The organism is Planktothrix sp. FACHB-1355 (assembly GCF_014748295.1).
Classification (GTDB): Bacteria; Cyanobacteriota; Cyanobacteriia; order Cyanobacteriales; family Aerosakkonemataceae; genus Aerosakkonema; species Aerosakkonema funiforme_A.
In genome coordinates this window covers 1-11,352 of record NZ_JACJUP010000078.1, presented here as the reverse complement: position 1 = coordinate 11,352, position 11,352 = coordinate 1, and the positions used below count along the sequence as shown (strand labels likewise).

General features: G+C 46.9%; 6 protein-coding genes and 1 pseudogene. 5 read left to right on the top strand and 2 right to left on the bottom strand.

The features are described from left to right. Nucleotides 1-781 (bottom strand): annotated as a pseudogene (locus H6S82_RS06055) (hypothetical protein); the annotation flags it as partial. A 467-nt stretch (nt 782-1,248) separates the two neighbouring features. Here H6S82_RS06055 and H6S82_RS06050 point away from each other — a divergent pair. The 3 genes from H6S82_RS06050 to H6S82_RS06040 all read left to right on the top strand — a co-directional run bounded on the left by H6S82_RS06050 (nt 1,249) and on the right by H6S82_RS06040 (nt 5,452). Then, complete coding sequence (locus H6S82_RS06050; RefSeq protein WP_190468543.1) at nt 1,249-3,159, top strand: family 10 glycosylhydrolase; 1,911 nt, start codon at nt 1,249-1,251, stop codon at nt 3,157-3,159. Between the two features lie 157 nt (nt 3,160-3,316). Continuing rightward, nucleotides 3,317-4,540 carry an RNA-guided endonuclease TnpB family protein gene (locus H6S82_RS06045; protein ID WP_191056088.1) on the top strand — a complete coding sequence of 408 codons (1,224 nt, stop codon included), beginning with the start codon at nt 3,317-3,319 and terminating at the stop codon, nt 4,538-4,540. A 21-nt stretch (nt 4,541-4,561) separates the two neighbouring features. Beyond that, the gene (locus tag H6S82_RS06040; RefSeq protein ID WP_199315508.1) at nt 4,562-5,452 is read left to right on the top strand and encodes an alpha/beta hydrolase; all 891 of its coding nucleotides are present in this window, start codon (nt 4,562-4,564) and stop codon (nt 5,450-5,452) included. A 38-nt stretch (nt 5,453-5,490) separates the two neighbouring features. Here H6S82_RS06040 and H6S82_RS06035 read toward each other — a convergent pair whose 3' ends face one another. Beyond that, nucleotides 5,491-6,306: a hypothetical protein gene (locus H6S82_RS06035; RefSeq protein ID WP_190471579.1), complete on the bottom strand. Its 816-nt coding sequence runs from the start codon at nt 6,304-6,306 to the stop codon at nt 5,491-5,493. 183 nt (nt 6,307-6,489) lie between these two features. On the opposite strand from H6S82_RS06035, the gene smc reads away from it, so the two are divergent. Then, on the top strand, nt 6,490-10,185 hold the full coding sequence (gene smc / locus H6S82_RS06030; protein ID WP_190471494.1) for a chromosome segregation protein SMC: 3,696 nt from the start codon (nt 6,490-6,492) through the stop codon (nt 10,183-10,185). Between the two features lie 85 nt (nt 10,186-10,270). Next, a partial coding sequence (locus H6S82_RS06025) for a PRC-barrel domain-containing protein (RefSeq protein WP_191056087.1) occupies nt 10,271-11,352 on the top strand: 1,082 nt, incomplete at its 3' end.

Here is an 11,352-nt window from a genome sequence, read left to right as displayed (position 1 = left end):
CGCTAAACCGCGTTAGCGATTGCCGTTGCAATAACTGCTTAAACCCCCGCAGTTGTTGGGGAGAAATTTGACGCACGCTGCGTTCCGAGTCATTGGCATCGCCAATGCGAACTCGCATCAATTGTCCGTCATTCATGAGGGTAGTTTGATAAGTGCGACCGGTAATTCCACCACTGGAAGTAGCCTGAAAGAGTATACCTCTATCTAAACGAGGCGGTAATTCGCTCGCAGGAATGGGAACAGGTCTGAGAGAGCCAGTAGCCGTTCTTTGGCTAACCACTTGCTCGACTGATTTTGGCAAATTAACAGAGACACGCCGATCTTCTAGGCGTAAGATTCTACCGTCGCTGTTGGTACGATAAGTCCAGGTTTTGCTACCGTCAGATACCACAACGCGCCAACCTTCTACCAATGCTTGAGTGCAAATTCGATCGGGTTCGGCCAAACCCAGGCAACCATCCGGCCAAGTTTGCCGACTAAACTGGGTAATTCTCAGCTTTCCGGGAGCAATTCCAGTTTTGCCAGAAAGATCTTGGCGAACAGCACGAGCTACCTGAGCGGGAAGGCGGTTAGCACGAGCATCAGAAGGACTTTGGCCGATCAGTTCGCTAGTAGTTTCAACAGTCTCGCTAGTAGATTGAGCAAGATTTTGAGGGTAAGCAACGGCAGTTTTTAAGATAGTGAAGCTGGAGCCTAAAGACAAGATTCCAGCTAACACTAAGGCTGACAAAATCCGCCGAGGCTTCGTGTTTGTTTGGGTTGGTGTGGAGCGATCGAACATAGGTTTTATGGGAACTTTCTACAGCGAAAAACGATCCGATATGGGATTTAGCCGCGTCACGCTATGGCGATCGTAGCGTTAGTGCAAGCGCAGGCACTATGCCTGCGGCGCGGTTGCAATACCAGGGTATACACAGAACCTAGACGTTCAAAAGCATTTGTTTAGTTCCGTAATTTCCCAGATTGTCTGTAGGTAATAGCTAAGGCACTGTACAAAAGTGCTGAGATTGAGGAATGCGCTATTAAAAACATATTTAGCGCCGAAGTAATTTTGCTAATTTTCTGCGATCGCAATCAGATTGTCAAAGAAAATAGTTCCTTTGGGTCAAATATGCTGACTTGTGTAAGGTATCATAAATATCTCGGTCATACCAATGTTTTAATTATCCTCAGTACACAAATTCGGATTAAAATCAAAAAACTTCCAGACCCTGACTTTACTTTATTTACAACTACAAGTCCAGAAATATGGTGAAAAGATCTGTCAAACGCCTTCTGACAGCCTGTACAGACAGGCTTTCCGGGTATATCCGGCACTTTATCTGTCACCTACAGCCTCACAAACGCAGATGGTTTACCATTCTGATTGCGGCCACCACAATCATTGTCGCGATCGCACCGCAACCCTCTTACTCGCAAACGAGATTTAGAGATATTCAAGGACATTGGGCGCAACCTTGCATTGAAAAACTCATCAGAGAAAATATTATCAATGGTTATGAAGATAGAACTTTCCGACCCAGTTTGGCAGTATCGCGGGCTGAATTTGCCACAATGTTGGATAAGGCATTCCCTAACCAACCAAAAGTCCGCGATGCCGTTCGCTTTGCCGATATTCCCTCCAACTACTGGGCAGGTCGCGCAATTACTAGAGCTTACCAAACAGGTTTTCTTTCTGGTTATCTCGGTGAAGTTTTCAACCCACTCAGAAAGATTACGCGAGAACAAATCTTGGTAGCTTTAGTAAGTGGCTTAAAGTATTCGCCCACCCAGACAGTAAATGAAACTTTAAACGCGCTTTTTACAGATGCGGATGCCATTAAAAATTATGCCCGCAATGCGATTGTCGCTGCCACTGAAAAACAGCTAGTTGTCAATTATCCTGATGTCAGCACACTCAACCCTAATGGGTTAGCAACGCGAGCAGAAGTAGCCGCTTCCTTGTGTCAAGCTCTCGGTAAATTTGGTTTAGTTCCAGAAGAGTATATTCCTGTAGTAGAAACGCTAACTCCACCAACAGCACCATCGACAACACCCGAAACAACTTCTCTGCTAAAAACAGCATTAAATACATCTACTGCCGAGATCAGAGGAGTTTGGCTGACAAATATAGATAGCGATGTGCTATTTTCTCGCGCTCGACTCACCAATGCTTTACAGCGCTTGCACGACCTAAATTTTAACACAGTTTATCCCACAGTTTGGAATGGAGGTTATACGCTTTATCCCAGCCGCGTAGCAAAAAGTGCGATCGGGCGATCGCTCGACCCAGAACCTGGGTTGCAAAGGCGAGATATGCTCAAAGAAGCTGTTGAAGAAGGACATAAAAAAGGCTTAACCGTTATTCCTTGGTTTGAATTTGGTTTCATGGCACCAGCTAATTCTGAATTAGCCAAACGTCACCCCGACTGGCTCACTCAGCGTCGCGATGGGAGCAAAATTTGGAAAGAAGGAGTAGAAGACCGCGTTTGGCTCAATCCTTTTCATCCGAAAGTGCAGCAATTCATCCTAGATTTAATTGTCGAAATTGTCAGCAACTACGATGTAGATGGAATTCAATTAGATGACCATTTCGGCTTGCCTGCTGAATTTGGATATGATGATTACACGGTTGCACTTTACAAAAAAGAACTGCCGGGGCTATCTCCTGACAACGATTTTAGAGAAACTTTTTGGGTACGCTGGCGAGCAGACAAAATTAACGATTTCATGGCGCGACTATCGAGTGCTGTGAAAGCTCGCAAACCAAAATGTATTGTTTCTATCTCTCCCAATCCCTTACATTTCTCTTTGCCAGCACATTTGCAAGACTGGTTTACCTGGGAAAGACAGAATCTAGTGCAAGAAATTATTGTGCAAGTTTATCGAGATGACCTCAAGCGTTTTACTACCGAATTGGAGCGTGCAGAAGTGCAGTTGGCTCAAAGTCATATCCCCGTAGCTGTGGGTATTATGGCCGGTCTGAAAGGTAACTCGACTTCTATGCAACAAATTCAAACTCAAGTTCGCGTATCTCGCGATCGCGGTTTGGCTGGAGTGTCGTTTTTCTTCTATGAAAGTCTCTGGAATTGGGCGAAAGAAACACCGACAGAGCGCGAAAATGGATTGAAAACTCTCTTCCCTATGCCTGTTTCAAGACCTGATGTAGCTGGCGGCTAGAGAAGAGTATGAGAGCGCGAGAGCGGGGGAATGGAAGAATTAATATTTTCTTTTTTCCCTTTCCTTACCGAAATTAATGGGTCTAAAGCCTCCCCCTTCCAGGGGGACTTTTCTTGATTCGTGCTAGAATAATTTATGTCAGGCACAACAACGTAAAATGCTGGTATTTGAAGCAAAACTTGAGGGCAAAAAACAACAGTACGAACGGCTTGATGAAGCTATTCGTACTGCAAGATTCGTTCGCAACTCTTGCATCAAATACTGGATGGACAATCAAGGAATTGGGCGATATGAACTGAGCGCTCATTGCAAGGTTCTTGCCAAGGAATTCCCTTGGGCAAATAAGCTCAACTCTATGGCTCGTCAAGCTTCTGCGGAACGGGCTTGGTCTGCTATTGCTCGGTTTTACGACAACTGCAAGAAAAAAGCCAAGAAGAAAGGTTTTCCGCGCTTTAAGAAGCATCAGACACATGGTTCTGTTGAGTACAAAACCTGTGGCTGGAAGCTGTCGGAGGATAGAAGAACTATCACGTTCACTGATGGGTTCAAAGCTGGAAGCTTCAAGTTGTGGGGAACCCGTGATTTGCACTTCTATCAGTTGAATCAAATTAAGCGAGTTCGGGTTGTTCGCCGTGCTGATGGATACTACGTTCAGTTTTGCCTTGATGTCGAACGGGTTGAGAAGAGAGAACCAACGGGTAAAACCATTGGTCTTGATGTTGGATTGACTCACTTCTACACCGACTCGGATGGGCAGACGGTTGAGAATCCCCGTCATCTCAGGAAGTCCGAAAAAGCGCTCAAGCGGCTTGGGCGTAAACTTTCCAAAACTTCCAAAGGGTCGAAAAATAGAGCCAAAGCGAGAAATCGCTTGAGTAGAAAGCACCTCAAGGTAAGTAGGCAGCGTAAAGATTTTGCCGTCAAGTTGGCAAGATGCGTTATCCAGTCTAACGACTTGGTTGCCTACGAGGATTTGCAGGTGCGAAATATGGTGAAGAACAGAAAGCTGTCTAAGTCCATCTCCGATGTGGCATGGTCGGCTTTCCGTAATTGGTTGGAATATTTTGGCAAGGTGTTTGGAGTTGTGACAGTAGCTGTCCCACCCCAGTACACCAGCCAGAACTGTTCTAACTGTGGGAAAGTCGTCAAGAAGTCTTTGAGTCAAAGAACGCATCGCTGTCAGCATTGTGGGTTAGTCTTAGACCGAGACTGGAACGCAGCTATTAATGTCCTTGAGTTAGCACTCCGTACCGTAGGGCATACGGGAACTAACGCCTCTGGAGACATCGACCTCTGCCTGGGTGGAGAAATCCCTCCAAGTAAGCCGAGTCGTGGAAAGAGGAAGCCCAAAGAGCGATCTTTGGAATCCTCGTACCTTTAGGTCGAGGAGGATGTCAAGAAAATGAATAACAAAAAAGCGATCGCAACACCACCCGAAAGACAGGCGACAATGCAACTGCACGACGATCGTAGACTCGCGTGGTCGGAATGGGGACTTGTTGAGGGTATTCCAGTTTTGTTTTGCACTGGGGCGGGAATGAGCGGTTGGCTTGGTTTTGGGGCGAACGATATTCCAAATCTCGGTCTGAAATTGATTGCGATTGACCGACCTGGCTTAGGTTTGTCTGACCCTCACCCGAATAAAACTTTGTCTTCTTGGGTGGATGATATAGGAGAGTTTATTCAGTCCGAGGATCTCCATGATGTTCTCGCTGTGGGTTTTTCTCAAGGCGCACCATTCACCTTTGCTTTAGCAGCGGGGGGTCTAGTGAAAGCGATCGCAATTGTGTCGGGACAGGATGAACTTTCTCATCCCAGCCTCTTACCGCTTTTGCATCCCGATGTAAAAGGTACGATTCTTGCTATCCAACAAGATCCTGTAGGATTTGAGCAACGCTTTTCTCAGATGGCTACAGCTGATGGTTTGTGGCAGTTAATTATCGGGATGAGTGCAGAATGCGATCGCGTATTATATGAGAGTGACACCTTTAGCCAAGCGTTTAGGCGATCGTTGCAGGAAGGTTTCTCACAGGGCGCTCAAGGATATGTACGGGATCTCCTTAATGCGCTCAGTTCTTGGCAGATAAAATTGGAAGAGATCGCTGTTCCCGTCGATCTGTGGTATGGCGGTTTGGATACGAGTACCGTTCATTCCCCTGATTTTGGCGCAACCTTGGCGAAACGGCTACCTTTTGCAGAGCGTATTTTCCAGCCGGAAGAAGGTGGATCGATTCTGTGGACTCAATCTTGGCATATTCTGTCAAAACTGAAATCTCATTTGTCGATCGCATAAGATCGGCTTCATCTTATCAGAACACAGGAAATTAATCATCATTGTGACATTTGGGCAAAATGCTCTCGCAGCAAGTCGTGGATGAAGCGATAACGTCCGCCAATTCGTTGTAGGAAAAGTCGCTCTGAGGCGTAGTTGAGGAATTTGGCATAGTTCCAGGAAAAAAGGTCAAACAAAATCGGGATGGGTTGTTTCTCGTTTTCTGTTGCTTCCGCGCACAAATCTTTTGCCAAATCGAGCAGCGTTGTGGTTTTGCCAGCACCAGGTTCACCTAAAATCAGTAACTTGCCCTCTTTGCGCTTAAAAACATCAATAATTGTTTCGTCTGCGGGATGGACATCTTGCCCATTATCGGCTTTTCCTAAGAATTGCGACATCAACTTAGCTGGCAATTCAATCCAGTTAATCAACTGTCGTTTGTCTGGATTGACTGCCGAAATAGAACTTGCCCCGACATGATGCGGTAACTCTCTCGTCGCCAAGTCAATCATTTTTTGATTGTGCAGAGAAACTTCCAGCCGCTGCGCCACTTCATCCCGGACAGCTTCTAGCAGCTGTTTGCGAGGCGACGGAGTTTCGGCTTTCTCCCTGGTGATAAGCAAGAATATTGTTAGCAGCGAGTAGGCATAGCCCAGAACGAGAAAATAGGTTTGGTCATCTGCTGAGGTAGCACCGCTTGACCAGTTTACCAGGGCTGCCATTAAGCTACACCCCGCACCCAGTACCAAAATTAACCACTTGCGCCGCGATGAATTGCCTGGTTTACCCCATTCGTTAATCAAAAGACCCGCAATAATGGCAAGTAACCCATTCAGTAGCCATAGGGATAGTTGGGAGGGTTCTGGAATTGGCATATTGGAAAAAAGGTATAGATTGCTGAAATGCCGAAGGCAGCAGAGTATCAATTGCTAATCTAGCAGGGTGAAAAGTACCAAGCCTGGAGAATAGAATAGTATCTTTCGTCTCTATGACTGGCTGTGCTAACCTGTTGAGACTCGATCGCTGATACACTTGTACTTCCATACCTACCAGCGCCTATGGTTCATATCAAGCGCCTGGAACTGACTCACTTCAAATCTTTCGGCGGTACTGTCCAGATTCCCGTGCTGCCAGGGTTTACAGTAGTTACTGGGCCAAATGGATCGGGAAAATCGAATATTTTGGATGCGCTGCTGTTTTGTCTGGGACTCGCCAGTTCCAGGGGTATGCGTGCGGAACGCCTCCCGGATTTGGTTAACCAAAACCAAATGCAGCGCGGTGCTGCGGAAGCTATTGTTACGGTGACGTTCGATTTGAGCGATGAAGCGGGATTGGGAGAGGATATTACGGAAGATGGAAATTCTACCCCCGACGCCTCCCCGTTCGACGGGGATGGGAATGAAGCGAATGGAAATGAAACAGTAGCACAAAATGGCGCATCTGTTCCGCTTGCGGAAACACAAGAACAGCAAGAAAATCCCAAATCCAAAATCCCAAATCCCAAATCGAAGGAATGGAGTGTTACCCGTAGGTTGCGCGTTACCAAGCAAGGCAGTTACACTTCGACTTATTACATTAACGGTCAAACTTGTACTGTTGGGGAACTGCACGAACAATTAGAACGCTTGCGGATTTATCCAGAAGGCTACAATGTCGTGTTGCAAGGGGATGTGACCAGCATTATTTCGATGAATTCGCGGGAACGTCGCGAGATTATTGATGAGTTGGCTGGGGTGGCGGCTTTCGATCGCAAAATTTCCCAGGCGAAGGAAACTCTGGAGACGGTGCGGGAAAAGGAAGATAGCTGTCGGATTGTGGAAAAGGAATTAGTTGCACAGCGCGATCGTCTTTCTCAAGATCGTATTAAAGCAGAAAAATACCAAAAACTTCGCGGCGAACTTCAGGAAAAAGAAAAGTGGGAAATTGTCTTGGCTTGGCGTTCTCTGCAACAACAGGAATGGCATCTCCGGGAATCCATCGAAGCAGGCGATCGCAATTTTCATCAACTTAACGAACAACTAAATAATCTGAACTTACAAATTGAGCGAACTACAGCGCAACTGGAAGATTTGAACGCTCGCGTTAAAGCTTTGGGAGAAGAGGAATTACTATCTTTGCAATCTGTTCTCGCTACTCAACAAGCGGAACAGCGTCAGCTAGAACGTCAAGTAAAGGAACTGAAAACATCTGCCCAAGAAACGGAAAGGCGATTGCAGGAAACTCATCGCGAAATCGAACAACATCAACAAAGTTTAGAGCAATTAACTCAGTCACAAGAAACTGTGCGAGGACAACTATATTATTTAGCTGCTGCACGGGAGGAAACGCAACAAGCATTAAACCAAAATCGGGAAAATGCGAGTGCGATCGCATCTGCGTCGGAAGCTTGGGTACAGCAACAAACTGCCCTCAGTCGCCAAATCGAAACCATCCTGCAAGCGATCGAACCGCAGCGCACGGAACAAGCGCAACTGCGAGAGCGCTACACTAATTTATGTCGGCAGATAGACGAACAAAGTCAAATATTGCTATCCAGCGAACCGCAACTGACTACCAAACAATCTCTAGCTGCTGATTGGGAAATTCAACTATCAGAATCTTCCCACACAGTTCAATCGTTAGCGCAATCTCTCACAGCAGCAGAACAAGAACTGCAACTTCAGCAAGAAACTCAAAAACGTCTCTTGCAAGAACAACGAGATAAACAACGACAATTAGATAAATTGGAAGCACAAGCGCAAGCTCAACAAGAAGCGCAAGGAACTTACGCGATTCAAGTTATTCAACAATCTGGATTGCCGGGAGTTTGCGGATTGGTTGCCCAATTGGGTAGAGTCGAACCGCGCTTTCAATTAGCACTGGAAACGGCTGCGGGTGCGCGTTTGGGAAATTTAGTAGTAGAAGATGATGGCGTTGCTGCGGCGGGAATTGAACTGATCAAACAAAAACGCGCAGGTCGAGTTACCTTCTTACCATTGAACAAAATTCAACCGCCACCATTCCATCAAGCAACTGCTTTGCGATATGCGAATGGATTTATCGATTATTGCGTTAATCTGATCGAATACGACAATCGCTATCGAAATGTTTTCGCTTATGTTTTTGGCGGAACGGTTGTTTTTGAAACGATCGATGCAGCTCGCGTTTATTTGGGACAATATCGCATTGTCACGTTAGATGGGGAATTGTTGGAAACTAGCGGTGCGATGACTGGCGGGAGTATCAGTCAAAAATCGACTTTGCATTTCGGTGTAGGCGATCCTTCTGAGTCGGCGGAAGCAACGGCATTGAAAAATCGGTTACACGAAATTGAAATAGTTTTAGAACGCTGCGGTGAGGCGATTCATTCTCTGTCCGTGAAGACAAAACAATTATCTCACCAATTAACGGAAGCACGCCAACAACGGCGGGAACAAGAACTGCATTTTGAACAATTGCAGAAAGAAATCAAGAATTTAAACGCGCAGATGGAACAGGCGCGATCGCTCCTTTCTAAAAATAACCAAGAACTAGCCAACGCGCAAACTCGTCTGGAATCTTTGGATCGGGAATTACCGACACAAGAAATACGATTGGCAGAACTCAGACAAAGTTTGGCAGAATTGGAACAATCGCAAACTCATAGCGAGTGGCAACAAATCCAAGCGACGATCAAAATACAGGAAGCGGAATTGCGAGAAAGGGAACAAAATTTTCGCAATGCCGAACAACGGTTAAAAGATTTGGAAAATCAACAGCAGCGCTTGCAAGAAAAAATTCAAGATTGTCATCGGCGCGTGGAAGAATATCACAATCTGCAAGGAAATGCGAACGCGCAACAATCAACAGTTAGCACGCAATTAGCAGCGATAAACGAACAGATAGCACAAACTCAGGCGTCGATGACTGAGGCAGAGAAAAAGTTGGGAGAAGAGAAAAAAGAACGCGATCGCACAGAAAATCACCTGCGCGAGTTACGTCAATCTCAACAACAAGTAGAATGGGAATTGCAGAAACTCCAAGAAACCCAAACAACTCGCCGGGAAGAACTGGTAGCGGTGCAAGCGCAACGGGAAACCAGACAGGCAGAATTACCCGACCCCATGCCCACAGTACCGGAAAAAGTGGATCTCGAAGAACTGCAAAAAGAGATGCGTACTATTCAAAAACGGCTCCAAGCAATGGAACCCGTCAATATGCTAGCTCTGGAAGAGTACGATCGCACCCAAAACCGCCTGGATGAACTAACTCAAAAACTAGCTACCCTGGAACAAGAACGCACCGAAATCCTATTGCGGATCGAAAACTTCACCACCTTACGTTTCCGCGCCTTTAAAGAAGCCTTCGACGCCGTTAACGAAAACTTCCAAGCTATTTTTACGGAATTTTCCGAAGGGGACGGCAGTTTAACCCTGGATAATTCCGAAGACCCATTTTCCGGCGGTTTAAACCTCGTCGCACACCCCAAAGGCAAACCCGTACAGCGCCTCGCCTCCATGTCTGGCGGCGAAAAATCCATGACAGCACTGAGCTTTATCTTTGCCTTGCAGCGCTACCGTCCCTCACCCTTCTACGCTTTTGATGAAGTCGATATGTTTTTGGATGGAGCAAATGTCGAGCGATTGGCTAGAATGATCAAACAACAGGCAAGCCAAGCACAGTTTATTGTAGTCAGTCACAAAGGCCCTATGGTTAAATCGGCTGAGCGCGTCATCGGTGTTACCCAAGCTAGGGGAGCTTACACCCAAGTTTTAGGCATAAAATTGCAGTCCTGAAGCTTGCCTGAGTCAGCCAATTGACAATGTGAATAATTAAGATAAGTATTGTAACAGGGTTCGAGACCCAGGTTCGGGACACATAATGACATCTGAACAAATCCGCCAACGCTCAGACATATTAGGAATGCAGGTAATCACCCTCGATAAGGCGAAGCGCCTTGGGGTGGTGAGCCAACTGTGGGTAGATATCGACCAGCGGGAGGTTGTGGCAGTAGGTCTGCGAGATAGCATCATCTCTATTGGCAGCGTACCGCGATTTATGCTCCTCAGTCGCATCACTCAAATCGGCGACGTTATCCAAGTTGATGATGATACCGTTCTGGAAGACGACGTAGACGTAGAAGCTTACAACACCCTGATCAATTGCGAAGTGATCACAGAAACCGGCGAAATGCTGGGGAGGGTGCGGAGTTTCAAGTTTGAGCCGGAAACTGGCAAACTAACATCTTTGATTATCGCGTCTTTGGGTGTTCCGCAAATACCCGATCGCATCGGCGGTTTTGAGACTATCAGCACCTACGAACTACCCATTGACGAAATTGTCAGCAGTGGCCCGAATCGTCTGATCGTATTTGAAGGAGCCGAAGACCGACTCGTGCAGCTGACCGTCGGTGTAATGGAGCGCTTGGGTATTGGTAGAGCGCCTTGGGAACGAGAAGAAGACGAAGAATACTACAGACCTACCACGATCGGAGCCGATAAGCAACTCGGCCCAGGCGTTCCCCTCCAAAAAGCCGAACCCATCCGCAGAGCCAAACCGGTAGCCCAAGAAACCTGGGACGAAGACGAGTGGGAAGAACCCGCACCCCGACAGCCGGTGCGTCAAGCACAACCCCTGCGTAAAGCCGCGCCCCCACCAGAACCCGCTTACTACGATGAAGAAGATATAGAAGAAGAAGAAAACTGGAGCGAAGCATCGCAAACGCCCAACAACTACGCCAGAAAAGCGTATGCGACACCCGAACCTCCACCGCGTTATGACAACAAAAAATATCAGGATAAATACGAAGACGAGGAAGAGGAGGAAGATGTTTGGGCTGACGACGAAGCACCCAAGCCCTACAAAGCTCCCAAGGTAAATATACCGGAAAAAACTAAGACTAGAGCAGCACCAGAACCGCCAGCACCGCGAACACCAGCGCGGCGGCATAACGCGCGGCCTTC

Bases quoted from the DNA above. Each gene is read 5' to 3' on its own strand.
- H6S82_RS06050 (WP_190468543.1), top strand. From the start codon at position 1,249: ATGGTGAAAAGATCTGTCAAACGCCTTCTGACAGCCTGTACAGACAGG.
- H6S82_RS06045 (WP_191056088.1), top strand. From the start codon at position 3,317: ATGCTGGTATTTGAAGCAAAACTTGAGGGCAAAAAACAACAGTACGAA.
- H6S82_RS06040 (WP_199315508.1), top strand. From the start codon at position 4,562: ATGAATAACAAAAAAGCGATCGCAACACCACCCGAAAGACAGGCGACA.
- H6S82_RS06035 (WP_190471579.1), bottom strand. From the start codon at position 6,306: ATGCCAATTCCAGAACCCTCCCAACTATCCCTATGGCTACTGAATGGG.
- smc (WP_190471494.1), top strand. From the start codon at position 6,490: ATGGTTCATATCAAGCGCCTGGAACTGACTCACTTCAAATCTTTCGGC.